General features: G+C 66.4%; 23 protein-coding genes. 8 read left to right on the top strand and 15 right to left on the bottom strand.

Annotation, left to right across the window (positions count from 1 at the left end; genetic code table 11):
• Window positions 1-4: 4 nt before the first annotated feature.
• The 6 genes from HIR79_RS10295 to HIR79_RS10270 form a co-directional block, all read right to left on the bottom strand.
• Window positions 5-1,384, bottom strand: a complete 1,380-nt coding sequence (locus tag HIR79_RS10295; protein WP_249322112.1) for a TRAP transporter large permease — start codon at window positions 1,382-1,384, stop codon at window positions 5-7.
• Window positions 1,385-1,431: 47 nt separating this feature from the next.
• Complete coding sequence (locus HIR79_RS10290; RefSeq protein WP_169958286.1) at window positions 1,432-1,965, bottom strand: TRAP transporter small permease; 534 nt, start codon at window positions 1,963-1,965, stop codon at window positions 1,432-1,434.
• Between the two features lie 66 nt (window positions 1,966-2,031).
• Window positions 2,032-3,027 carry a sialic acid TRAP transporter substrate-binding protein SiaP gene (locus tag HIR79_RS10285; RefSeq protein ID WP_169958285.1) on the bottom strand — a complete coding sequence of 332 codons (996 nt, stop codon included), beginning with the start codon at window positions 3,025-3,027 and terminating at the stop codon, window positions 2,032-2,034.
• A 99-nt stretch (window positions 3,028-3,126) separates the two neighbouring features.
• Window positions 3,127-4,326, bottom strand: a complete 1,200-nt coding sequence (locus HIR79_RS10280; RefSeq protein ID WP_169958284.1) for a four-carbon acid sugar kinase family protein — start codon at window positions 4,324-4,326, stop codon at window positions 3,127-3,129.
• Window positions 4,323-5,321, bottom strand: a complete 999-nt coding sequence (gene pdxA, locus HIR79_RS10275; protein ID WP_169958283.1) for a 4-hydroxythreonine-4-phosphate dehydrogenase PdxA — start codon at window positions 5,319-5,321, stop codon at window positions 4,323-4,325. Before pdxA ends, HIR79_RS10280 begins: the two co-directional genes overlap by 4 nt.
• On the bottom strand, window positions 5,318-6,082 hold the full coding sequence (locus HIR79_RS10270) for an SDR family NAD(P)-dependent oxidoreductase (protein ID WP_169958282.1): 765 nt from the start codon (window positions 6,080-6,082) through the stop codon (window positions 5,318-5,320). Before HIR79_RS10270 ends, pdxA begins: the two co-directional genes overlap by 4 nt.
• A gap of 198 nt (window positions 6,083-6,280) precedes the next feature.
• Here HIR79_RS10270 and HIR79_RS10265 point away from each other — a divergent pair, with 198 nt between their 5' ends.
• The 3 genes from HIR79_RS10265 (at window position 6,281) to HIR79_RS10255 (ending at window position 10,371) form a co-directional block, all read left to right on the top strand.
• Window positions 6,281-7,444, top strand: a complete 1,164-nt coding sequence (locus HIR79_RS10265; protein ID WP_169958281.1) for a fumarylacetoacetate hydrolase family protein — start codon at window positions 6,281-6,283, stop codon at window positions 7,442-7,444.
• 190 nt (window positions 7,445-7,634) lie between these two features.
• A complete protein-coding gene (locus HIR79_RS10260) occupies window positions 7,635-8,936 on the top strand; it encodes an L-fuconate dehydratase (RefSeq protein ID WP_169958280.1) in 1,302 nt (433 codons plus the stop codon).
• A 1-nt stretch (window position 8,937) separates the two neighbouring features.
• Entirely contained in the window at window positions 8,938-10,371 is a 1,434-nt protein-coding gene (locus HIR79_RS10255) for an FAD-binding oxidoreductase (protein ID WP_169958279.1), read from the top strand.
• A 77-nt stretch (window positions 10,372-10,448) separates the two neighbouring features.
• On the opposite strand, the gene HIR79_RS10250 is transcribed toward HIR79_RS10255, so the two are convergent.
• Complete coding sequence (locus HIR79_RS10250) at window positions 10,449-12,206, bottom strand: IlvD/Edd family dehydratase (RefSeq protein WP_169958278.1); 1,758 nt, start codon at window positions 12,204-12,206, stop codon at window positions 10,449-10,451.
• Between the two features lie 188 nt (window positions 12,207-12,394).
• Between HIR79_RS10250 and HIR79_RS18825 the strand changes: the two genes are divergently transcribed.
• The 5 genes from HIR79_RS18825 to HIR79_RS10225 all read left to right on the top strand — a co-directional run bounded on the left by HIR79_RS18825 (window position 12,395) and on the right by HIR79_RS10225 (window position 16,382).
• Window positions 12,395-12,481 carry a 4-hydroxy-2-oxovalerate aldolase family protein gene (locus tag HIR79_RS18825; protein ID WP_169959537.1) on the top strand — a complete coding sequence of 29 codons (87 nt, stop codon included), beginning with the start codon at window positions 12,395-12,397 and terminating at the stop codon, window positions 12,479-12,481.
• A gap of 135 nt (window positions 12,482-12,616) precedes the next feature.
• Window positions 12,617-13,609, top strand: a complete 993-nt coding sequence (locus tag HIR79_RS10240) for a TRAP transporter substrate-binding protein (protein WP_169958277.1) — start codon at window positions 12,617-12,619, stop codon at window positions 13,607-13,609.
• Window positions 13,610-13,667: 58 nt separating this feature from the next.
• Window positions 13,668-14,654: an AraD1 family protein gene (gene araD1, locus HIR79_RS10235; protein ID WP_169958276.1), complete on the top strand. Its 987-nt coding sequence runs from the start codon at window positions 13,668-13,670 to the stop codon at window positions 14,652-14,654.
• A 42-nt stretch (window positions 14,655-14,696) separates the two neighbouring features.
• Window positions 14,697-15,575, top strand: coding sequence for an NAD(P)-dependent oxidoreductase (locus HIR79_RS10230; protein WP_169958275.1), 879 nt, complete (start codon window positions 14,697-14,699; stop codon window positions 15,573-15,575).
• A 51-nt stretch (window positions 15,576-15,626) separates the two neighbouring features.
• Window positions 15,627-16,382: a FadR/GntR family transcriptional regulator gene (locus HIR79_RS10225; protein WP_169958274.1), complete on the top strand. Its 756-nt coding sequence runs from the start codon at window positions 15,627-15,629 to the stop codon at window positions 16,380-16,382.
• Window positions 16,383-16,398: 16 nt separating this feature from the next.
• Here the strand turns inward: HIR79_RS10225 and HIR79_RS10220 are convergent, their stop codons facing one another.
• From HIR79_RS10220 to otnI, 8 genes are all read right to left on the bottom strand, one after another.
• Window positions 16,399-17,268 carry a DMT family transporter gene (locus HIR79_RS10220; protein WP_502708676.1) on the bottom strand — a complete coding sequence of 290 codons (870 nt, stop codon included), beginning with the start codon at window positions 17,266-17,268 and terminating at the stop codon, window positions 16,399-16,401.
• A 105-nt stretch (window positions 17,269-17,373) separates the two neighbouring features.
• Complete coding sequence (locus tag HIR79_RS10215) at window positions 17,374-18,243, bottom strand: NAD(P)-dependent oxidoreductase (protein WP_169958273.1); 870 nt, start codon at window positions 18,241-18,243, stop codon at window positions 17,374-17,376.
• Between the two features lie 82 nt (window positions 18,244-18,325).
• Window positions 18,326-19,768 (bottom strand): aldehyde dehydrogenase family protein, encoded by a 1,443-nt coding sequence (locus HIR79_RS10210; RefSeq protein ID WP_249322329.1) that lies wholly within the window; start codon window positions 19,766-19,768, stop codon window positions 18,326-18,328.
• A 50-nt stretch (window positions 19,769-19,818) separates the two neighbouring features.
• Window positions 19,819-21,093, bottom strand: coding sequence for a TRAP transporter large permease (locus HIR79_RS10205; RefSeq protein ID WP_169958271.1), 1,275 nt, complete (start codon window positions 21,091-21,093; stop codon window positions 19,819-19,821).
• A complete protein-coding gene (locus HIR79_RS10200) occupies window positions 21,090-21,713 on the bottom strand; it encodes a TRAP transporter small permease (RefSeq protein ID WP_169958270.1) in 624 nt (207 codons plus the stop codon). Before HIR79_RS10200 ends, HIR79_RS10205 begins: the two co-directional genes overlap by 4 nt.
• Window positions 21,714-21,773: 60 nt before the next feature.
• Window positions 21,774-22,766, bottom strand: a complete 993-nt coding sequence (locus HIR79_RS10195) for a TRAP transporter substrate-binding protein (RefSeq protein WP_169958269.1) — start codon at window positions 22,764-22,766, stop codon at window positions 21,774-21,776.
• 147 nt (window positions 22,767-22,913) lie between these two features.
• Window positions 22,914-23,876 carry a D-erythronate dehydrogenase gene (gene denD / locus HIR79_RS10190; protein ID WP_169958268.1) on the bottom strand — a complete coding sequence of 321 codons (963 nt, stop codon included), beginning with the start codon at window positions 23,874-23,876 and terminating at the stop codon, window positions 22,914-22,916.
• Window positions 23,877-23,957: 81 nt separating this feature from the next.
• Window positions 23,958-24,767, bottom strand: a complete 810-nt coding sequence (gene otnI, locus HIR79_RS10185) for a 2-oxo-tetronate isomerase (RefSeq protein WP_169958267.1) — start codon at window positions 24,765-24,767, stop codon at window positions 23,958-23,960.
• Between the last annotated feature and the right edge of the window lie 3 nt (window positions 24,768-24,770).

Here is a 24,770-nt window from a genome sequence, read left to right as displayed (position 1 = left end):
GGTATCAGCGGTAGACCAGGGTGGGCAGCCACATGGACAGCGACGGGATGAAGGTCACCAGCAGCAGGCAGATCACCAGCGGGATCAGGAAGGGGATGGTGCCACGCATGCAGCGCTCGAAGCTGACGTTGGCCACGCGGGAGAGCACGTAGAGCACCATGCCCACCGGCGGCGTCAGCAGGCCGATCATCAGGTTGAGCACCATGATCACCCCGAAATGCACCGGATCGACCCCCACCGCGACGGCCAGCGGCAGCAGCACCGGCACCAGAATGGTGATGGCGGCAATGGTCTCCATGAAGCAGCCGACGATGATCAGCACGATGTTGCTCATCATCAGCACCGCCACCTTGCTGTCGGCGAAGGGACCGAGCAGAGCGATGACGCTTTGGGTGACCTGGTTGCTGGTCAGGATCCAGGCGAAGATCGACGCCGCCGAGACGATGAACAGGATCACCGCAGTGGTCTCGATGGTCTCCATGCTGACCCGCAGCAGCTTGCGCCAGGTCAGGGTGCGATAGACCACCACGCCGAGGATCAGGGCGTAGAAGACCGCGGCCACGGCGGCCTCGGTGGGCGTGAAGGCGCCGGTGATGATGCCGCCGACAATGATCACCGGCGTCATCAGCGAGAGAAACGCCCGGGAGAACGTGTACCCCAGTACCCGAAACGAGAAGTCGGCATCACGCTGGTAGCCACGGCGACGGGAGATCAGGAAGATCATTCCCATCAGCATGGCACCCATCAGCAGGCCAGGAATCAGGCCGGCGGCGAACAGCTGCCCCACCGAGGCCGAGGCCATCACGCCGTAGATGACCATCGGCAGGCTGGGGGGAATGATCGGCCCGATGGTCGAGGAGGCCGCGGTGATGCCCACGGCGAACTCCTCGTCATAGCCGGCATCCTTCATCGCCTTCACCTCGATCATGCCGAGGCCACCGGCGTCGGCCACCGCGGCGCCGGACATCCCCGAGAAGACGATGCTCGCCCCCACGTTGACGTGCCCCAGCCCTCCGCGCATCCAGCCCATCAGGGCCTTGGCGAAGTTGAAGATGCGTTCGGTGATCCCGGCGTTGTTCATCAGACTGCCGGCGAAGATGAAGCAGGGAATCGCCAGCAGGGGAAAGCTGTCGATCCCGTTGATCATGCGGTGGGCGATGACCACGTTGGGCACCTGCCCGGTGATCAGCACGAACATCAGGCAGGAGCCGGCCAGGCTGACCGCGATGGGCACGCCAAGCACCAGCATGGTAAACAGCGAGAAGAACAGGAAGGCGAGATGGTAGCCCATCACCGCCAGGATCACGCAGCCGAGTACGGCCAGCGTCGATAGCAGCGGAGTGACGAGGGGCTTCTGCCAACGCATCACGGAGAGTCGGGACATGCAGGGCCTCTTGCAGCGTTGTCGTTATTGAGGGAGGTGTTGCCCGGCTAGGCGCGACCCGGCTCGGAAAAGTAGTGCTTCACCATGCGCTGGACCCCACGCAGGGCCATCATCACGAAGGCGGCACAGACGGCGTAGTAGAGCACGCTCTTGGGCACGTCCACCGAGATCATCATGCCCCCTGTGCGGCCGGCCAGCTGGAAGGTGATCCAGGCCAGCATGCTGTAGAAGAGCACGCAGGTCAGGTCGACTAGGATATTGAGGATCCTGACCAGCCAAGGCGGCATGTAGTGGTAGAAGAACTCCACCATGATGTGGCTGCCCTTGCGCACGGCCATCACGCTGCCGATGAAGCCCACCAGGATCAGCAGGTAGCGGGCGATCTCCTCCGTCCAGGTGGTGGAGTCGCCCATCACGTAGCGGGTGAAGAACTGCAGGAAGACGACGAAGATCAGCGCCCAGAAGACCACGAGGGTGATGTAGTCCTCGACGGCGTGATCGGCGAAACGGAAGTCGTCATCGTCCTCGAAGGCCGCCTCGAAATCGATGACGGGCCCCTGACCTTCGGGTTGTTCGGACATGGCTGGCCTCCTTGCCTGCGCCGCCCGACGTACCGGGCGGCGCAGGACGCGGGATGAAGAGAAAGGTTACTGACCGATGGCCTGCAGGCGGTTGTAGGTCTCCTCGTCCCAGGTGGCCGCGTCACCGAGGTGGTGCGGGATCACCACGTCACGGAAGGGGGTACGATCCACCTGGAGCACGGTATTGCCCTGCTCCTCGAACCAGGCGACCAGATCCTGCTCGGCCTGGACGATCTCGGCGGTGTTGTTGCGTGCCGCTTCCTCGAACACGTCGCGGAAGATCTCGCGATCCTCTTCGGAGAGACGGTTCCAGCGCGGCCCGCCCACGATGGTGATCAGCGAATCGGTGATGTGCCCGGTCAGGTTGATGTAGTCCTGGACCTCGTGGAAGGCCTTGGCCCGGATGGTCGGCAGCGGGTTCTCCTGGGCATCCACCACGCCCTGCTGCAGGGCCAGGTAGACCTCGTCGAAGGCGATCGGCGTCGGGTTGGCGCCGGCTGCCCGCGGGAACATCATGTAGAGCGGCGCATTCGGTACGCGGATTCGCAGGTTCTGCATGTCCTCCGGCGTGTTGATGGCCTTGTTGGCCGTCACATGACGCTCGCCGTAGTAGTTGAGCGCGAGAGGTACATTGCCAGTCGCGTTCTGGTAACCCTCGGCAATCTCCTGGAAGAGATCGCTGTCGGCATAGGCCTGCCAGTGATCGAAATCGCGGAACATGTAGGCAGCACCGGCAATCCCGATCGGCCCATAGGAGCGGCCGGCGAACTGGGTCCCCGTATAGATCACATCCACGGTGCCGAGCTCGAGGCCCTCGTTGATGTCCTCTTCCTTGCCCAGCGACGAGGCCGGATGGACCTGCATGGTGTAGCGCCCTTCGGTGCGCTCCTCGATCTGCTCTGCAGCCCACTCGGCCCACTTGTGGAAGGGTTCGGAGGTCTCGTAGACGTGGGCAAAGCGAAGGCTCTGCTGCGCCTGAGCCATCCCGGCCATGCCGATGCTGGAGGCCAGCAGCGTCAGGGATACCAGGTGGACGAGCTTGCGTTGGCGTGAATGAGTCATCTTGTTGTTCTCCTGAAGACAAGTGTCTTGCTGTATACGTATCATACCACCAGTGTCCAAATTAGACGCTCACGGATGGCAGCGCAACTTCCGCGATCGTCAACTTTGGTCATAGCGCCCCGGGGCTTTCCCCGGGGCCGGCAGCACTCGCTCGAGCGCCACCAAAAACTCCGGTTCACCGAACCCGCCGGCCTTGGTGATGACCAGCCGATTCGGGTCGCCATCCAGGCGCCCCAGGGGCACCCCGGGCGCCCATTCGGCCACGACCTCGATCGACACCACCCCAAGCCGCTGCAGCGCCGCCATGGCGATATCGCCGCCGGTCAGCAACAGCAGTCCTGCCCCCTCCGGCCAGCGGGCCACCAGACGAGCGACTTGCGCTCCCATCGCCGCGGCTACGGCCTCGGCTGTCTCCTCGCCGGTGCCCGGACCGGGCACCAGGATCCCCGCTTCCATGCGGTCAGGCGCGGTAGCTTGGGGTGACAAGGCCTGGCAGACCGGTAGTTCCGGGGCAGAGGCTCGCAGCAGGGCAAGCTGCGCGGCGGCGCGGGGACTTCTCGACCCCACCGCGTAGAGGCGGTGCTGACAGCGAGACAGCGACACCTTGAGCCCCCTGAGGCGGCCGAACAGATGCTGTGCCATGACCGTCGCCAGCCCGGCGGCACCCACCGCCAGCCAGCGCGAAGGCTCGCCGACCATGATCCGGTAGGCGTAACTCAGATCGGTCTGGTTGACGGCATCGCAGACGCAGTCGTCGGTCGGCAAAGGTCCCTCGGACAACGGTCGATGGCGGCTCAGGGACACCCCCTCGACCGCATACAAGGTGTCCAGCGGCCCCAGCGGCGGTGCCGACCGCGCATCCTGGCCATAGGCCGTCGCGGCCAGGGGAACCCCCTCCACATGCACTTCGGCATTGCACACGATGCGCCCCTGCGCCGGCACTGCCGGGGCTACCAGTAGGCGCCGACCGGTGGCCATCCTGAGCGCCAGGGTTTCGGCCACCACCTGCCCCCGCAGGGTCGAATCGATCTTCTTGAACCACCGCTCGGGCGCCGCGCGCGCCAGGCAGCGAGCCGCCCATGCCACTCTGGCAGCGGCGGGCCCCGGCGCCAGGTGGCGCGACTCGGTGTTGACCGCGATCACCTCGGGCAGCGCGTCCGTCCAGGCCTCCAGCGCCGCCTCGAGCTGCTCCAGCGCAATCACCACCCGGGTCGTGGCACCGCGCGCGGCGAAAGGCGCAGCCGCATCCAGCGCCCCGGTCAGGTCGTCGGCAATGATTGCCACCCGACAGCGACTCATGCTCGGCTTCCTGCCACCAGCCGGCGGGCATAGGCGATGGCCGACCCCAGGTTGGTGGCATCCGCCCGCCCCTGCCAGGCGATATCGAAGGCCGTGCCGTGGTCCACCGAGGTGCGCTGGATCGGCAGGCCGAGGCTGACGTTGACCGTGGTGTCGAAGGCGATCAGCTTCACCGGGATATGGCCCTGGTCGTGGTACTGAGCCACCACCAGGTCGAACTCGCCGCGGCTCGCCCGATAGAAGACGGTGTCCGCCGAGATCGGCCCTTGCACGTCCAGCCCGGCCTCGCGCAGCGCCCGCACCGTCGGGGCGATGATCCGGTCGTCCTCGTCGCCGAAGATGCCGCCCTCGCCGCAGTGGGGGTTGAGCCCGGCCACCGCGATGCGCGGCGACGCCATGCCGAGCTTGACCAGGTGCGTGTGCCCCGCCTTGACCGTCGCAGTGATGCGCTCGGGGGTGACCCGTTCGATCGCCTCGCGCAGCGACACATGGGTGGAGACATGCAGGGTCGAGAGCGTCTCGGAGGCCAGCAGCATGAACGACGAGGGCGCCCCGGTCAGCGCCGCCAGCATGCCGGTATGGCCATCGTAGTGGTGACCGGCGGCGTGCAGCGCCGCCTTGTTGAGCGGTGCGGTGACGATCACCCCGGCACGCCCCGCCTGCACCAGGTCCACTGCCGCCTTCACGCAGCGAAAGGCCATGTCGCCGGCGGCGGCGCTGATCTGTCCATCCGGCATCGCCTCGCCCGAGGGGTGCTCGACCACCGCCACCGCAACGCTGTCTGCCGGCGAAGCCGGGGCATCGAGGGGGGCGAAAGTCAGCTCGGCACCGAGCATGTCGGCGGCGCGGCGATAGATGGCGGGGTCGCCGACCACCAGGGTGGTGTCGCGCTCGGCGGGCGTCATCGACGCCAGCGCCCGGCAGATGATCTCGGGGCCGATCCCGGCCGGGTCGCCCATGGTGATGGCGATATCGAATCGGGTCGCGGTGCTCATGGCATCAACTGCCCGCCGTTGACCTCGATCACCTGCCCGGTGACATAGCCGCTCAACGCATCGGTGGCCAGGAACAGATAGGCCCCCACGCACTCCTCCGAGGTGCCCAGCCGGCCCATGGGGATTGAGGCGCGGGCTGCCGCCAGGTGGTCCTCGTTGGAGTGGCGGCCATGGAAATCGGTGGCGATGGTACCGGGTGCCACGCCATTGACACGGATGTTGTCGCCGGCCAGTTCCTTGGCCATGTTGCGGGTCAGGGTGCTGACGAAGCCCTTGGCCGAGGCGTAGAGGCCGGCGCCGAGTCCCCCGCCGTTGCGCGCGGCGATGGAGGTGGTATGGATGATGTTGCCGCCCCCCTGGCGGCGGAAATGGGGCAGTGCCGCCCGGCTTGCCATGACCACGGAACGGGCGTTGAGGTCCATCACCCGGTCGTACTGGACATCGTCCATCTCGTCCAGCGAGACACGGCCCAGCATGTCGCCGGCGTTGTTGATCAGCACGTCCAGCCCGCCGAGCCCGCTGGCGGCCTCGTCGACGATCCGCGCCGCCTCGCCGGCGCGACTGACATCGCCCTTGACCGTGAAGGCCTCGCCGCCGGCCTCACGGATCGCCGTCACCACCGCTTCTGCCGGCGCTTCGCTGGCGTGATAGTGCACCGCCACCCTGGCCCCGAGGGCTCCCAACTGCCTGGCGACCGCCGCGCCGATCCCCCGGCTGGCGCCGGTGATCAATACCCGCTTGCCCTTCCACTCGTCGAACATGCCACTCTCCTGAAGGCTGGCGTGATGAACGACCCACTGCCCTGGCGCCCTGCTCGCCCTGTGGCGATTGCCTATCGACCCGAAACCGGAGGGTGCGCTAGAGTGAGTCACAGATGGCATACCTGTCATACAGCACGACATCAATAACATGATAGGCGCTGGCGGACCAACCGCCAGTTCGCCGACCCGGAGGCGCCGATGAATCCCCTGTCCGTTGCAGATTCTCTTCCCGATGACCTGACCGAGGCACGACTGGTCGGCCGCGTCTGGTGTGATGGCGCCCGCCCCGGCCCGGCGCTGGTCACGGTACGCCAGGGCGAGGTGATCGACATCACGGCCCATGGGCCGACCATGGCCGACCTGCTGGAGCACGACGACCCGCTGGCGGTGGTACGCAACGCCGAGGGCCCGTCGCTGGGCCGGCTCGAGGAGCTGATCGCCAACTCCCAGGCGAGCCCGGCCCGGGCGCCCTACCTGCTGGCGCCCAGCGACCTCCAGGCCGTGAAGGCCTGCGGCGTAACCTTCGCGGTCAGCCTGCTCGAGCGGGTCATCGAGGAGCAGGCGGGCGGCGATCCGGCCCGCGCCACCGAGCTGCGCAACGAGCTTCAGGCGATGATCGGCACCGACCTGTCGCGCATCACCCCGGGGTCCGACGAGGCGATGGCCCTCAAGCAGGCCCTGCAGGCGCGGGGCGCCTGGTCCCAGTACATGGAGGTCGGCATCGGGCCGGACGCCGAGGTGTTCACCAAGGCCCAGCCGCTCTCCTCGGTGGGCTTCGGTACCGCCGTGGGCCTGCATCCCGCCTCGCGCTGGAACAACCCCGAGCCGGAGATCGTGCTCGCCGTGGACAGCCGCGGCCGGGTCAAGGGCGCCACCCTGGGCAACGACGTCAACCTGCGCGACATCGAAGGGCGCAGCGCCCTGCTGCTGGGCAAGGCCAAGGACAACAACGCCTCCTGCGCCCTGGGCCCGTTCATCCGCCTGTTCGATGAGCGCTTCTCCCTCGACAGCGTGCGCCAGTGCCAGGTCTCGCTGCGCATCGAGGGCGAGGACGACGGCTTCCGGCTCGAGGGGGCCAGCGACATGCGCGAGATCAGCCGCGACCCGCTCGACCTGGTCCGCCAGACCATCGGCGACCACCACCAGTACCCGGACGGCTTCATGCTGTTCCTCGGCACCATGTTCTCGCCCATCCAGGACCGGGATGGCCCGGGCCAGGGCTTCACCCACCACCTCGGCGACCGGGTCACCATCGCCACCCCGGCACTGGGCGCCCTGGTCAACCCGGTCGGTCGCAGCGACCGGCTGCCGCCCTGGACCTTCGGCATCCGCGAGCTGATGCGTCACCTGGCGCAACGGTGAATCCCCGCGAGTGGCGCCGGGGACAAGCCGAAGGGGAGGTCCTACGCCAGGGAAGGCGTCGGTAGCGTACAAGGACGTATTCACAGCGCCTCCCCGCAGGCTTGTCGACGGAACAGCCACGAGCACCAAGGCCAGCTGCGCCAGTCCATCCAGCATTTCTGGCACGATCACCCCACTTCGGAGCCCCCCCATGACCACCATCACCCAAGTCGAGGTCCAGGACATCCGCTTCCCGACCTCCCGCTCGCTGGATGGCTCGGACGCCATGAACGCCGCGCCTGACTACTCTGCTACCTACGTCATCCTGCACGTCGACGATGGTGGGGCCGAAGGGCACGGGCTGACCTTCACCATCGGCCGTGGCAACGAGATCGTCGTCACCGCGGTGCGCTCGCTGGCGCCGCTGATCGAGGGGCGTTCCCTGGCCGCCATCACCGAGAACATGGGCGCCTTCTGGCGGGAGTTCACCGGGGACAGCCAGCTGCGCTGGATCGGCCCCGACAAGGGCGCCATCCACCTGGCCACCGCGGCCATCGTCAACGCCCTCTGGGACCTGTGGGCCAAGCGCGAGGGCAAGCCGGTGTGGAAGCTGCTGGCCGACATGACCCCGGAGCAGCTGGTGCGCTGCCTGGACTTCCGCTTCGTCACCGACGCCCTGACCCCGGAGGAGGCGATCGCGCTGCTTCGCCAGCGGCAGGCCGGCAAGGCCGACCGCGAGGCCGAGATGCGCCGCGACGGCTACCCCGGCTACACCACCTCGGCGGGCTGGCTCGGCTACGACGACGACAAGGTGCGGCGCCTCGCCCGTGAGGCCCTGGCCCAGGGCTGGACCCACTTCAAGCAGAAGATCGGTGGCAACCTCGAGGAAGATGCTAGCCGTGCCGCGCTGCTGCGCGAGGAGATCGGCTGGGACAACGTGCTGATGATGGATGCCAACCAGGTGTGGGAGGTCGACGAGACGGTGGCGAAAATACGCCGTCTGGCCGAGTTCGACCCGCTGTGGATCGAGGAGCCCACCAGCCCCGATGACATCCTCGGCCACGCCGAGATCCGCCACCGCGTGGCCCCCATCGGCGTGGCCAGCGGCGAGCACTGCCACAACAAGGTGATGTTCAAGCAGTTCTTCCAGGCCGAGGCGCTGGACTACTGCCAGCTCGATGCTGCCCGCCTCGGCGGTCTTAACGAGGTGATCCTGGTGATGCTGATGGCCGCCAAGTTTGGTGTGCCGGTCTGCCCCCACGGCGGCGGCGTGGGCCTGTGCGAATACACCCAGCACCTCTCGCTGTTCGACTACATCGCCGTCTCCGGCAGACTCGAGGGGCGCGTGCTGGAGTATGTCGACCACCTCCACGAGCACTTCCTCGATCCGGTAGTGATCGAGCGCGGTCGCTACCGGGTCCCCGAGGCACCGGGCTACAGCATCACCATGCGCCCCGACGCCCTGGCCCGACACCGCTTTCCCGACGGTGCCGCCTGGCAAGAGGAGGCCTGACATGGACCACCGGAACCCGCACGCCGCCCTGCTCGACGCCCTGCAGCAGTGCCTGGGGGAGCGCGGCCTGCTGCGCGACCCCGCGGCCATGGCCCGCTACCTGAGCGACTGGGCGGGAGAGCGCCTGGGCCTGCCCCTGGCGGTGGCACGCCCCGCCTCCACCGCGGAAGTGGCCGAGACGGTGCGCCTCTGCCGGGCCCATGGAGTGCCCATGACGCCCCAGGGTGGCCACAGTGGCCTGGTGGCCGGCGCCCTGCCCGCCGCCGACGGCGGCGAGTTGGTGATCAGCCTGGAGCGCCTGGACCGGATCCGCGGCATCGACCCGGTCAACTTCACCATGACGGTGGACGCCGGCTGCATTCTGGAGACCGTCAAGCAGGCGGCCGCCGAGCATGACTGCGACTTCCCGCTCTCGCTGGGCGCCCAAGGCAGCTGCCAGATCGGCGGCAACATCGCCACCAACGCCGGCGGCCTCAACGTGCTGCGCCACGGCATGATGCGTCAGCTGGTGCTGGGGCTTGAGGTGGTGCTCCCCGACGGCCGGATCTGGGAAGGCCTGACCGCCCTGCACAAGGACAACCGCGGCTATGCCCTCACCCAACTGTTCCTCGGCAGCGAGGGGACGCTGGGCATCGTTACCGGTGCGGTGCTCAAGCTCTCGCCGCGCGCCATTCAGAGCCGCACGGCGCTGCTCGGACTGCCCTCGGTGGAGGCGGTGATCGCCCTCTACGGTCAGGCGCGGCGTGACTGCAGCGATCTTCTCAGCGCCTTCGAGTTGATTCCCCGGCGCTGCCTGGAGCTCGCCATGGAGGCCACCCCCGAGCTCACCGACCCGCTGGACGCGCCGCACCCCTGGTACGTGCTGATGGAAGTCAGTGCAAGCGGCACCCTGGACCTGGACACCATGCTCGAAGGGCTGCTGGCTCACGGCATGGAGGCCGACCTGGTCAGGGACGGCGCCCTGGCCTCAAGCGACACCCAGGCGGCAAGGCTATGGCAGTTCCGGGAGAGCATGCTGGAGGGGCAGCGGCGGCGCGGCGAGCACTTGCGCACCGATATCTCAGTGCCCATCTCGGCGATCCCCGACTTCGTGGCACGGGCCAGCCGGGCGATCCATGAACGCTCCCCCGACTGCGAGATCATCGCCTACGGCCACGTCGGCGACGGTAACCTGCACTTCAACATCCTGCCGCCGCCGGGGCTGGCCGAGGCGCAGAAGAAGGCCCACCTCCATGACCTGGAGACCCGGCTGTTCGAGATCCTCGATGAGTTCGGCGGCAGCCTCAGCGCCGAGCATGGCATCGGCCGCACCAAGCAGGCCGCCTATCTGGCGAGCCTCTCGCCGGTAGAGCGGGAACTGGTGGAGGGCATCAAGGCCCTGTTCGACCCGGCCGGGCTGATGAATCCGGGGCGAATATTGCCCGACCGGCGATGATCGGCTGAAAGTACTGCCACCCAGGTCGCCACATCGCTCGGGGCTGACCTGGCGGCATCTGCTTCCGCGACCCCGTCTCAGTGGGAGTGCCGCGGCACTTCCGCTCCCCGCTTGCCCACCAGGAAGTCGAAATCGCAGCCCTCGTCGGCCTGCAGCACGCGCTCGATATAGAGCTGTCGGTAGCCGCCCTGACGGGCGATCAGCCGAGATTCCTCGGTCGGGTCGCGCTCGGCCAGGCGTGCGGCGATCTCATCGTCGCTCACCTCCAGGTGCAACCGTCCCGTCTCGCAGTCCAGCTCGATCCAGTCACCGTCACGAACCGCCGCCAGGGGGCCACCGGCAGCAGCCTCCGGGGCCACGTGAAGCACCACGGTACCGTAGGCCGTGCCGCTCATGCGCGCATCCGAGATGCGCACCATGTCGGTGATCCCCTGCTCGAGCAGCTTGGACGGCAACCCCATGTTGCCCACTTCGGCCATCCCCTGATAGCCCCGCGGGCCACAGTTGCGCAGCACCAGAATGCTGTCGGCCGTCACCGCCAGGTCAGGGTCGTCGATACGGGCCTTGTAGTCATCGAAGTCCTGGAAGACCACCGCCTGGCCACGGTGTGTCATCAATTCGGGGGTCGCCGCCGACGGCTTGAGTACCGCGCCATTGGGCGCCAGGTTGCCACGCAGGATACTCATGCTGCCGTCGGCGCAGAGCGGATTGTCGAGAGGACGCACCACCTCATCATTGTAGATCGGTGCCTCCCGGACGTTGTCCCAGAGCGACTGTCCGTTGACGGTCAGAGCCCCGGGATGCGGCAGGCGCCCCGCCTCGCCGAGTCGTCGCAGCACGGCCGGCAGCCCGCCCGCATAGTAGAAGTCCTCCATCAGGAAGCGCCCGGAGGGCTGGAGGTCAACGATAGTCGGTGTACCGCGGCCGATGCGCGTCCAGTCCTCGAGGTCCAGCTCGACCCCGATGCGCCCGGCGATCGCCTTGAGGTGGATCACCGCATTGGTGGAACCGCCGATGGCGGCATTGACGCGGATGGCATTCTCGAACGCCTCGCGCGTCAGCACCCGCGACAGGTCGAGCCCCTCCTCCACCATCTCGACGATACGCATGCCCGAGAGATGGGCCAGCACGTAGCGACGGGAGTCGACCGCCGGAATTGCCGCATTGTGCGGCAGGGAGGTCCCCAGTGCCTCGGCCATGGAGGCCATGGTGGAGGCCGTTCCCATGGTATTGCAGGTTCCCGCGGAGCGGGACATGCCGGCCTCGGCCGCCATGAAATCGTGCAGCGAGATCCGACCGGCCTTGACGTCCTCGGAGAGCTGCCAGACCACGGTGCCGGAACCGATGTCCTTGCCCTGATGCTTGCCGTTGAGCATCGGTCCGCCGCTGACCACGATGGTGGGAATGTCGCAGGATGCCGCCCCCATCAGCAGCGCCGGGGTGGTCTTGTCGCACCCCACCAGCAGCACAACCGCATCCACGGGATTACCGCGAATCGCCTCCTCCACATCCATGCTCGCGAGGTTGCGGGTGAACATCGCCGTCGGCCTCAGGTTGGACTCACCGTTGGAGAACACCGGAAACTCCACGGGAAAGCCTCCCGCCTCCAGCACCCCCTTCTTGACGTGCTCCGCCAGCTTGCGGAAATGGGCGTTGCAGGGGGTCAGCTCCGACCAGGTATTGCAGATGCCGATGATCGGCTTGCCCTGGAATTCGTGATCGGGAATGCCCTGGTTGCGCATCCAACTGCGGTACATGAAGCCGTTCTTGTCGTTGGTGCCGAACCACTGGGCCGAGCGCAGCGGGCGCCGATCCTTCTTGTTGTTGGGTGACATGGGAAGTGCTCCTGTTCATGCCGCCGAGGGAGTCTCAGGAGGCGGCCTCGGGTTTCTGACCCGATTGACATTAAGGCCAGGGAAGGGGCCGAGTCGATACATACGAAAGTTTATGTTGAACAAATACATCCTATGTTCGACATTTCCCTGAGACCCCCGTCCCGGTCACGAGACAGCCCCATGACACAATCCTGGTGGGGGCCGGACGGTGCAGGATAGTCGGCGACCAGGAGGACATGATCTGTGACGTTGCCCTGGAGATGACCCGGGCATGACATACCGAAAAATCCCTCCTGACTGCCGTCCCCCGGACGACAGCAGGTCAACTGAGGCCCAAGCCATATCACCGCTGAACGTCGCACCACCCAAGCATCACAACGACCGCCACAACAACAATCGAGGACATTGCCATGACCACGCGCTTCGCACGCCGCGCCCTCACTGCCGCCATCGGCGGCATCGTCGCCACCGCGCTGATCCTCCCGGCCCAGGCCGCCACCGAGGTCAACGTCGGCTACGCCATTCCCAGCGAATCCCACTACGGCGAAGGCTATCGCGCCTTCAAGGAGACCCTCGAACAGCTCTCCGGCGGCGAGTTCATCGCCGCCGAGCACCCCAGCGGCTCGCTGGGCGGCGAGCGGGCCATGATCGAGGGCCTGCAGATCGGTACCGTGGACGTGGTCATCACCTCCACCGGCCCGCTGGGCAACTTCGTGCCCGACACCTATGTGCTCGACCTGCCCTTCCTGTTCACCAGCTACGACCAGGCCCGCTGTGTGCTCGACGGTGAGATTGGCCAGGAGCTGCTCGGGCAGGTGGGCGAGCATGATCTGGTCGGGCTGGCCTGGGCCGAGAACGGCTTTCGCCACATCACCAACAGCCGCCGTGAGATCACCCAGCCTGGCGACGTCCGTGGCCTGAAGATCCGCACCATGGAGAACCGCATTCATCAGGACGCCTTCGAGACCCTGGGCGCCAGCCCCACCCCGATGGCCATGCCGGAGCTGTTCACCGCCCTGCAGCAGGGCACCGTGGACGGCCAGGAGAACCCGCTGACGGTGATCACGGCGGCCAAGCTCTACGAGGTGCAGGACCAGCTGTCGCTGACCGGGCATGTCTACTCGCCGGCGGTGATCCTCGGCTCACCGGTGCTGCTCGACGGCCTCAGCGACGAGCAGCGCGGCTGGTTCACCGAAGCCGCCCGCGCCGGTGCCGAAGCGACCCGTGCCGAGGTCTCGCGGCTTGAAGACGAGGGTGTGGAGTACCTGCGCGGCCAGGGCATGACCGTCAACACCGAGGTCGATGCGACGCCCTTCCAGGACGCCGTGGACGCGGTGCATGCGCGCTTCGTCGAGCAGTATGGCGACGCCATGCTGACCCGTATCCGCAACAGCGACTGCTGAGCCGCCTGCCCATGGGCCGGTCATGCGTGACCGGCCCCAGCATCGAATGAGACCCGACATGCGACTGATCCAGTGTGACTACCAAGGCCAGGTGCGTGCCGCCCTGGTCGAAACTAACGAGCAGGTCAGGCTGCTCGATGACAGCACCTACGAGCTGGCCCGACGCGCCCTTGCCACCGGCCAGCCGCTGGCAGCCGTCGTCGAGACGGCACTCACCGACACTCGCCTTGACTACCAGGCACTGATCAACGAGCGACGCTTGCTGCCACCGCTCACCCATCCGGACCCTGCCCATTGCCTGGTGACCGGGACCGGCCTCACTCATCTGGGCAGCGCCGACACCCGCGATGCCATGCACGCCCAGACCCAACTCGATGAGAGCCAGCTCACTGACTCCATGCGCATGTTTCGGCTGGGACTCGAGGACGGCAAGCCGGAAAAGGGCCAGGAAGGCGCCCAGCCGGAGTGGTTCTACAAGGGCGACGGCAGCAGCGTGGCAGCCCCGGAGGCTGATATTCCGGTACCTGCCTTCGCGGCGGATGCCGGCGAGGAGCCGGAGCTGGCCGGGCTCTACGTGATTGCCGACGACGGCACCCCCTGGCGGGTCGGTCACGCCATCGGCAACGAGTTCTCCGACCATGTCACCGAGCGCTTCAACTACCTCTGGCTGGCCCACTCCAAGCTGCGCGCCTGCAGTTTCGGCCCGGAGCTGCTGGTCGGCGCACTCCCCGAGCACCTGGAGGGGGTGAGCCGCATCGTGCGCGATGGCGCAACACTGTGGGAGAAACCCTTTCTCACCGGCGAGGCCAACATGGCGCACAGCCTCGCCAACCTGGAGCATCACCACTTCAAGTATCCCAACTTCCGCCGTCCGGGAGACGTCCACGTGCACTTTTTCGGCACGGCCACGCTTAGCTTCGCCGACGACATTCGCACCCGCGACGGCGACCGCTTCGAGATCTCCCTGCCCGCCTTTGGCCGCCCACTGCGCAACCCGCTCCGCTTCGAGACGTCGGTGCCGGACACCCGGGTCAAAGCGCTCTGACGCAACTCTCTGACCCAGAAGCACATGATACCTGGAGGCTACATGCACACACCCCGGACCATCGGCTTCATCGGCACCGGCATCATGGGAGGACCCATGGCGCGGCGCCTGATCGACGCGGGGCATGAGGTCCGCGCGTGGAACCGAACCGCCGCCAAGGCGGCCGCCCTGGGCGCCACGCCGGCGGAAACCCCGGCGGCGGCGGCCGCTGGCGCCGAGGTCGTTATCGTGATGCTGAGCTCGGGACCGGTCTGTGATGAAGTGATCCTGGGCGAGCAGGGCGTGCTCGACGCCATGCCCCCGGACAGCCTGCTGATCGTGATGAGCTCCATTCCGGTGGAGACCGCTCGCCACCAGGCCCGTGCCGCCGGCGAGCGTCACGTCCACTACCTGGACGCCCCGGTCTCCGGCGGCGAACGGGGTGCCATCGACGGAACGCTGGCGATCATGGCCGGAGGGGACGAGACAACCTTCGCGCGGGCCCTGCCCTTCCTCGAGCCCCTCGGGCGGCCGGTTCGGATCGGTCCGGCAGGAAGCGGGCAGCTCGCCAAGCTGGTCAACCAGCTGGTGGTGGCCAGCACCATCGCCACCGTCTCTGAAGCCATGCTGCTGGCCGAGCGCGGCGGTGCCGATCCGGCCCGAGTACGTGAGGCTCTGCTCGGCGGCTTTGCCGACTCGACGATCCTGCGCGCCCATGGGCAACGGATGATCGAGCAGGACTTCGCCCCCGGCGGTCCTGCCAAGTGGCAACTCAAGGACACCCGCACCGCCCTGTCGATGGCCGATTCGCTCGACCTGGATCTGCCCGTGGCGACACTGGTCAACCAGCTGTTCGAGGACATGGTCGCACACGGCGACGGCGAACTGGATCACAGCGCGCTGATTCTCGAGCTCCGGCGCCGCAACCCCCTGCCCGGTTGACCCACCCTCCCGTCCGTGGCAGCTTGCCCGGATTCCTCTCGAGAGCCACACGTGAAAGCAACTGCCAAGCACGTTCCCCGTCCCAGCATCAGCGAGCACCTGGCCGAAGCCATCTTCTCCGGGCACTATCGGCCCGGGGACTTCGTGCCCAGGGAACTCGACCTCTGCGAGCAGTTCCGTCTCAACCGATCGGCGGTACGCAGCGACCTGCGACAGCTGGTGGATGCCGGCATCATCGAACGGATCTCGGGCCACGGTTCCAAGGTCCGGGAGTTTACCGACTGGCGGATTCTCGATCCCACCGTCACCGAGTGGATGACCCGCTATGCAGCGCCTAACCCCATGATCCAACGAGAGATCCTCTCATTCCGTCTGGACGTGGAGCCCTATGTGGCGATGACCGCTGCCGTTCGCGCCACGGCCCGCGATCTGGTCGCCATGGAGGAAGCCCTGGAAGGCATGAAGCGTCATCTCCAGCATGGCGACAGCGAGGAAGAACGGCGCCTGCATAGCGACTACGACGTCGCCTTCCACGCTGCCATCTTCAAGGCGACACACAATATCGTCTGGTCACAGCTCTCGCATATCCTGCGCCCCTCCATCTATCTGCTGATTTCGATGTCCAACGTCAGCACCGAAGCACCCGAAGAGAGCCTGGAGCGGCACAGGCTGCTGATGGAGCATATCCGGGCCCGCCAGCCCCATGAGGCCTTCCACGCCGCTCAGGCGATCCTCGACGGCACCGCCAAGGCGCTGGGCATAGAAACCGGCGACAGCACACTGGGCAAGCAGCTGACGATGGCATGAAGACCGGACACAGCGGCTAATCGGTCTCCATCGCCGGCACTACGCGGCGCTCCATCCGCCGCTCGTAAAGCCCCTTGGCAACCAGGGTCACCAGCACCACACAGCCCCCGACCATGGCCAGGGGCGTCGGTTGCTCGGCGATGATCCACCAGGCCAGAAAGGTCCCCACTACCACCTCGAGCAGCAGCAGCAGCCCGACTTCGGCGGCAGGAAGGTAGAGAGGACCACGCTGCAGCAGGGTCACCCCGCACGGCACGATGACCAGACAGAGCACTCCCACCACCGCCAGCTGACTCGGTGCCGGCAGCGAAGCCCCACCGCCCAGCATCAACACCAGGGCAGCGCCGCTCCCGACGATCAGCCCGTTGAAGGTGAGCATCGGACTCATATCCACCCCCGGTCGGGTGCGACACAGGGTGAAGTTGAGTGCGAGGGTCGTGGCGGCCAGCAGGGCAAAGGCATTGCCCACCCAGGAACCGGCATCGATATCGTCGATGACGATCAGGGCAATGCCACCCAGGCAGATCCAGATCGCGACCCAGGTACGCCGGGGCAGGCGCTCCCTGAGGATCAACCAGGAGAGGGCCGCGGCGATCAGGGGTGAGGTGGCCAGGATCAGGAGCACGTTGCCTGCCCTGGTGTACTGGTTACCAAGCACGAAGCCGCAGGTAGTAAGGCTGAACAGCAGTGCCACGGCGATCCCGACTCCGCCGCAGCGGCGATAGGCGGCCAGGGTGTCGCGGCCATGGCGAGCAAGCACGATCATCAGGAAGCCGAGCGCCGACAGGAAGCCGCGCCACATCAGGATCTCGGCATCGGGCAGGGCCGCCAGCTTGATCAGCAGAGCGTCGGGCGCCATGATCAGCGCCCCGGCCCCGGTAAGCAGCAGCCCCTGCTGCCGGTGGGAAAGTGACTGAAAGGCGTTCAGATCATCCTCCCGACCCGCAGCGGGCCCCCAGCATCGCCCTTGTCAGCTCTCATCAGCACCCTTCTACTCTCCCAGCACCCGTATGACCTCCGGCACCGCCAATCCCTGATCATCTATCGTGCTATAGAGGTCGCGAACCGCGACAGCCACGCCACGAACTACGCCAAGTTCGTCGGTCATGGCGTGGTAGTAGCCGATATCCTTGCTGGCATTGGCCACGCTGAAGCGAAAGCCGGAAGCGTCACCGGCCTCGATGTAGGGCCGCAGTCGCTCGAGGATCACCCCCCCACCGCCGCCCTTGCCCAGCACCTCCAGGAAGGCCGCATCGTCGATACCTGCCTTGCGCGAGGCCACTGTCGCCTCAGCCAGTACCGCCGAGAACCCCAGGGAGACGAAGTTGTGGACCAGCTTGAGAGTATGCCCGGCGCCCACGGGCCCGGCATGGGTGATGTTCTCGGCGAAGCTCTCGAGCAGCGGATGGAGCTCGGAGAACAGGGCCTTAGGGGCGCCCACGATCAGGTTCAATCGCCCTTCTGCCGCCTCCTTGGGGGTTCGCGTCATGGCCGCGTCCATGAAGCGTCCTCCCGCAGCCTGCACGCGGGCGGCGACCCGCTCGGTGGAGCTCGGCAGTGCCGTGGAACAGTCGACCACCACGCTGCCTTCGCGCAGTCCCTCCAGCACGCCGCCGGGCTCGAACAGCACCGCCTCGACCTGGGGTGAGCCAGTGACGCAGAGGATGATCACCTCGGCGGCCTCGGCCACCTCGCGCCCCGAGGCCCGGGCCTGCGCGCCGGCGGCCAGCAGGTCTTCCACCGGTTGGTTGCCGGGGTGGTCGAGGAAACAGAGCCGGTGACCGGCCTTCAGGATGTTGCTGGCGATCCCGTGGCCCATCAGGCCCACGCCGACCATGCCGACACGCAGGGGGTGACTCATTGGAAAACTCCACTATCAGGTTGAAGACGGTACGTGAGGATGCCAGCCAATGGGCAGGCATCAAGATAACGGTATATAAAGCTTACCCGTGGCGTATCGCCACCGTCTTGATACGGGTATAGCTTCTCAGGCCCTCGAACCCCTTCTCGCGACCATGGCCCGAGCGACCGATCCCCCCGAAGGGCAGCTCGATTCCCCCGGCGGCGCCATAGTTGTTGACGAACACCTGGCCGCTGCGGATGCCCTTGGCCAGGCGCAGCTGACGCCCGCCATCCCGGGTCCAGACCCCGGCACACAGGCCGAAGTCGGTGGCATTGGCCAACGCCAGCGCCTCGGCTTCGTCGGCGAAGCACTGCACCGCCAGCACCGGACCGAACAGCTCTTCGCGCAGCACCTCATGGCCGGCGGGAATATCGGCAAGCACCTGCGGCACCACGAAGTGTCCCGCCGCCGGCGCGCACCCGGCCAGTTGCCCCCGGGCCACGACCCGGATGCCGTCGGCCATGGCCTGCTCAAGCCGTGCCTCGAGCTTGTCACGCTGGCGGGCATTGATCAGGGGGCCGCAATCCGCATCCGCCTCGCCGGCATCACAGCGCAACGCCGAGAAGCGCTCGGCGAGCCTTGCCAGTACCGCCTCAGCGCACTCCTGCTGCACCAGCAGGCGGCTGCCGGCAGAGCAGGTCTGGCCGGCATTCTGGATGATGCCGCGCACCACCGCCTCAAGTGCGGCCTCCATGTCGGCATCGGCAAACAGCAACTGGGGCGACTTGCCACCAAGCTCCATGGTCACCGGCACATGATGCTCCGCCGCCGCTTGAGCCACCCGAGTACCGGTCTCGGGCGAACCGGTGAACGAGAGATGCTGGATGCCGGGGTGGGCTGCCAGCGCCGCGCCCGCCTCGCTGCCCAACCCCGGCACCACATTGAGGGCACCAGGCGGCAGGCCGTTCTCGACGGCCAGCTCGGCCAGGCGAAGCACGCTCAGGCAGGCATCCTCGGCGGGCTTGAGCACCACGGTGTTGCCGGCTGCAAGTGCTGCCGCCACGCAGCGGCCGAAGATCTGCGCCGGATAGTTCCACGGAATGATCTGCGCGCAGACGCCGTACGGCTCGCGCAGTGTCATTACTGCGAAATCATTCTCGAAGGGGATTGTCTCGCCATGCAGCTTATCCGCTGCCCCACCATAGAAGCGAAAGTAGCGGGCACAGGCAGCAATATCAGCGCGGGCCTGAGTCATCGGCTTACCGGTGTCCGCGCACTCCAACGCGGCCAGGCGGTCGTGATCTGCCTCGATGACCGTTGCAAAAGCCAGCAGCCACTCGCTACGCCGCCGCGCGCTCCATGACGACCAGTCGCCCAACCGCCCACAGAAAGCACGATCGGCAGCAGAGACGGCCGCATCGACCTCATCCGGGCCGCTGCGGGCGATACGGGCGATGACCTCGCCACGGGCAGGGGACTCTACCTCCAAGCAATCCCGGGTATCGACCCAGACGCCACCAATCAGGGCGCTTCGAGGTGGCATTTCGAGTCGTAGTGGCATCATCGCTCTCCTTGTCGTTGTCGTGAGGTAAATCAATAGAGCAAGTTGACCAGCCCCAACGAGATCCAGGGCATGTAGGTGATCGCCATCAGGCAGGTGAGCACCACCAGCACGAAACGCACCAGGTGAGGCAGCATCTGATCGATCGAGATTTTCGCCACCGCACAGGCAGCAAAGAGGTTGACTCCCAACGGCGGGGTGATCATTCCCAGCGCTAGATTGACCACCATGACCAGCCCGAAGTGCACCGGATGGATCCCGAACTGAATGGCGATCGGCGTCAGGATCGGCGCCAATACCAGGATCGCTGCCCCTGTCTCGATGAACATCCCTACCACAAGCAGCAATATGTTGACGGCCAGCAGGAAGGTCCAGGGGCTGTCGAACACCGAGGTCACCCAGCCGGCCACCTCGCGAGGTAGCCCTGAACGGCTGATCAGGAAGCTGAAGAGTGCCGCGGCAGCGATGATCAGCATTACCGCGGCGGTGGAAAGCACGCTCTGACGCAGGATCGGCCCCAGATCAGCCAGCGTCAGCTCGCGATAGACCAGTCCGCCCACTACCAGGGCATAGAACACCGCCACCGCTGCGGCCTCGGTGGGGGTGAAGACACCTCCGTAGATCCCGCCGATCACGACCACCGGCATCAGGATGGCGGCCCAGGCACGACGGAAGGCGACGAGAAACTCGGTACGGTCCTCACGATCCTGCAAGCCATACCCACGCAGCTTGCAGAACACATAGAGAAACACCAGAAGAGCGGCACCGATCAGCAACCCCGGGCCGATACCTGCGATGAATAGCTGGCCGATTGAGGTATTGGTGCTGACACCAAACAGGATCAACGGGATCGACGGCGGGATCAGAACTCCCAGCTCTGCCGACGAGGCCTGGATGGAAGCGGCAAGTGGTTTCGGGTAGCCGTGCCGTACCATGGCCGGAATCAGGATGGCACCAATGGCGAAGGTGGTAGCCACACTAGAGCCAGACACCGCGGCAAACATCATGCAGGTCAAGACGCAGGACATGGCCAGGCCGCCCTGCACACCGCCGACGATGGACTTGGCAAGGTCGACCAGGCGGCTGGAGATACCGCCCCCTGCCATGAGATTGCCGGCCAGGATGAAGAACGGAATGGCCATCAAAGGAAAATGGTCGAGACCAACGAACATCTGCTGCGGCACCATCAGCAGTGGCAACCTCGAGAAGTATTCGATACCGATGATCGAGGCGAGCAGAATGGAAACGGCAATCGGAACGCCGACTGCAAACAGGATGACCAGCGAGAGGCCGATAGCGAGGTTCATGAGCGAGGCCCTCCCTGGGTGTGATGCTGAACGTCTGCGGCGGCTTTGTTGGCATCTCCACCAGGCATCGCTGGAGAAAGGGAGGGGCCAGCACCGGTCAGCGCCTCCTGCTCGGCGGCCTCGTCGTGCTGGGGCCCCAGCCCCTCGCGGCCCGTGATCTGCGCCAGCAGGCGGCCCACCACAGCCACAATGGCCACCGCGCTACCCGCGGGAATCGCCGCATAGGCCCAGGAGATCGACACCTCCAGCGCCGAGAGAGTCTGACGGCTGACGCGGTCAGTCATCAGGATTCCCTGATAGAAGAGCACGCCGAGCACCAGCAGGCAGCAGATACCGATGACCAGCTCAAGCCCAAGCATCATGCGCCGCGGTACCAGCTTGTAGATCACCTCCACCGCCATCATGTAGCCACCGCGGAAGGTCGCCGCGGCGCCCAGAAACACGCACCAGATCATGGTCGCGCGGGACAACACCTCCGACCAGGTCGAGGGAGCATTGAAGATGAAGCGGGTCAGCACCTGGTAGAAGCCCAGCGACACCGAGACGATCAACATCAGTATCGCCATCGCCATCGCCAGCCGGGTCAACCAGTACTCGAAGCGGAGAAACCAGGACACCATAGTGTGAGTCCCCAAGTCAGTCGGGGCCGGTCACGCATGACCGGCCCATAGGCAGGTGGCTCAGCAGTCGCTGTTGCGGATACGGGTCAGCATGGCGTCGCCATACTGCTCGACGAAGCGCGCATGCACCGCGTCCACGGCGTCCTGGAAGGGCGTCGCATCGACCTCGGTGTTGACGGTCATGCCCTGGCCGCGCAGGTACTCCACACCCTCGTCTTCAAGCCGCGAGACCTCGGCACGGGTCGCTTCGGCACCGGCGCGGGCGGCTTCGATGAACCAGCCGCGCTGCTCGTCGCTGAGGCCGTCGAGCAGCACCGGTGAGCCGAGGATCACCGCCGGCGAGTAGACATGCCCGGTCAGCGACAGCTGGTCCTGCACCTCGTAGAGCTTGGCCGCCGTGATCACCGTCAGCGGGTTCTCCTGGCCGTCCACGGTGCCCTGCTGCAGGGCGGTGAACAGCTCCGGCATGGCCATCGGGGTGGGGCTGGCGCCCAGGGTCTCGAAGGCGTCCTGATGAATGCGGTTCTCCATGGTGCGGATCTTCAGGCCACGGACGTCGCCAGGCTGGGTGATCTCACGGCGGCTGTTGGTGATGTGGCGAAAGCCGTTCTCGGCCCAGGCCAGCCCGACCAGATCATGCTCGCCCACCTGCCCGAGCAGCTCCTGGCCAATCTCACCGTCGAGCACACAGCGGGCCTGGTCGTAGCTGGTGAACAGGAAGGGCAGGTCGAGCACATAGGTGTCGGGCACGAAGTTGCCCAGCGGGCCGGTGGAGGTGATGACCACGTCCACGGTACCGATCTGCAGGCCCTCGATCATGGCCCGCTCGCCGCCCAGCGAGCCGCTGGGGTGCTCGGCGGCGATGAACTCGCCGCCGGAGAGCTGTTCGAGGGTCTCCTTGAAGGCGCGATAGCCTTCGCCGTAGTGGGATTCGCTGGGAATGGCGTAGCCAACGTTGACCTCGGTGGCGGCCTGAGCCGGGAGGATCAGCGCGGCGGCGACGATGCCGCCGATGGCGGCAGTGAGGGCGCGGCGTGCGAAACGCGTGGTCATGGCAATGTCCTCGATTATTGTTGTGACGATCGCTGTTCTGACGGTCATTATTACGATGAACGTTGTGGTGCGTAGCTCATGGACCGAGCATCCATTGTGGGAGCAACGGCCCGGTGACAAGCCCACCGGCCAGGCCGGGAGGCAAGTTCATGCGCGTTCGGCGAGGTAGGCCTCGACGATCTCGCGGAAGTCGGTATCGGGCTGGAACCCCAGACGGTTGGCCCTTCCGGTCTCGAAACGCGTCGGCCAGCTGGCAACCAGAGGGCGGATCCGTTCGTCCGGCTCATGGCGAACCCTGGACACCGCCTCTTCGCCGGCGACGTCTCGAAGGGTGTCGAGCATCTGCGCCACGCTGACCGTGATACCGGGCAGCATCAGGGCCCGGAAGGCGCCCATTGCCTCGCCGGGCAGCTCGGCTGAGAGGATGAGCGCTTCGACCACCCGTGTCGGCGACATCACGAACAGCTCCTGGTCGAGCGGCACCGGGCAGATCGCCTCCTCACCGTTAAGAGGCTCGCGCAGGATGCTCGAGGCGAAGCTCGACGCCGCGGCATTGGGCCGTCCGGGACGGATGACGATGGTTGGCAGGCGCAGCACACGGCCGTCTATCAGACCGCGGCGGCTGTAGTCGTTGATCAGCAGCTCGCACATCGCCTTCTGGGTCCCGTAGGAGGTCTGCGGCTGCAGGGCTGTCATATCATCGAGCACGTCGGGGAAGTCGCCGCCGTAGGCCGCCACCGAGCTGGCCATCACCAGCCGTGTCTCGGCGAGCCCGTGGTGGCGGCACCCCTCGAGCAGGGAGCGAGTGGCATCGAAGTTGACCTTCATGCCCAGGTCCAGATCCGCTTCGGCCGCCGAGCTGACCACAGCCGCCAGGTGATGGATGACATCGGGGCGTTCGGCCAGCACGCTATCGAGTTCACCGGACGTGGTGATATCCATAGCCCGCGAGACGACCTCGATCTCGCCGGCATCGACAGCGGGCGGCTCCACCTGATCGATCAGCGTCAGGCGACGAATCGCCCTACCATCGAGCTCTCCCAGACTTACCAGCTGCTTGACCAGGCGCTGTCCAAGGAAGCCAGCAGCACCGGTGATGGCGATATGCATTATGTCTCGCTCCTGTTGTCCTTGTTGCGTTGCTTCATTTCTGTGTAGTCGTTTGCCTGGCCTGCCGTTCAGGCCCATGGATCAGGCTTCCGAGGGGGAATCGCTCAGCCCGTACGCCCTTCCCCACCCCAGCCCCTCGCGGGTGCCGCCGGCTGGGCGATACTCGCAGCCCACCCAGCCGCGGTAGCCCAAGGCTTCGAGCCGTTCGAACACCGCCGGGTAGTGCACTTCGCCGACGTCGGGTTCGTGGCGTTCCGGGACCCCGGCAATCTGCACATGGCCGATCCGCGCGAACTGCCGCTCGAGGTGTCGGATCAGGTCCCCCTCCATGATCTGGCAGTGATAGAGGTCGAACTGCAGCCTGAGGTTCTCGGCGCCCACCGTCTCAAGCACGGCGAGTGCATGAGGCTGGCGGGAGAGGAAGTAGCGCGGCATGTCGCGGGTGTTGATCGGCTCGATCAGTACCTCACGCCCCGCCTTGGCAGCCTCGCCGGCGGCGAAGCGCAGGTTATTCAGGTAGGTCGCCTGGTGCGCCGCCCGGGTCTCGGCATCGGCATCCGCCGGCAGCAGGCCCGCCATGGCGTGGATGCGCGGGCAGTCGAGCGCCTCGGCATAGCGCATCGCCTCGATCACCGAGTCGCGAAACTCGGCCTCGCGACCCGGCAGGCTGGCAAGACCACGCTCGCCCGCCTCCCAGTCGCCCGGAGGCAGGTTGAACAGCACCTGCTTCAGCCCGGCATCGCGCAGGGCGGCACTGACGGCTTCGGGCGAATGTGCATAGGGGAAGAGGTACTCGACTCCGCGGAAGCCGGCATCGGCGGCGGCCGCGAACCGGTCCAGGAAATCATGTTCGGTGAACAGCATGCTGAGGTTGGCGGCCAGTCGGATCATGAT

The organism is Halomonas sp. PGE1 (assembly GCF_013000985.1).
In the GTDB taxonomy this organism is placed as follows: Bacteria; Pseudomonadota; Gammaproteobacteria; order Pseudomonadales; family Halomonadaceae; genus Halomonas; species Halomonas alkalicola.
The sequence above is the reverse complement of the archived record's forward strand: the minus strand, read 5'-3'. Positions and strand labels throughout refer to the sequence as shown.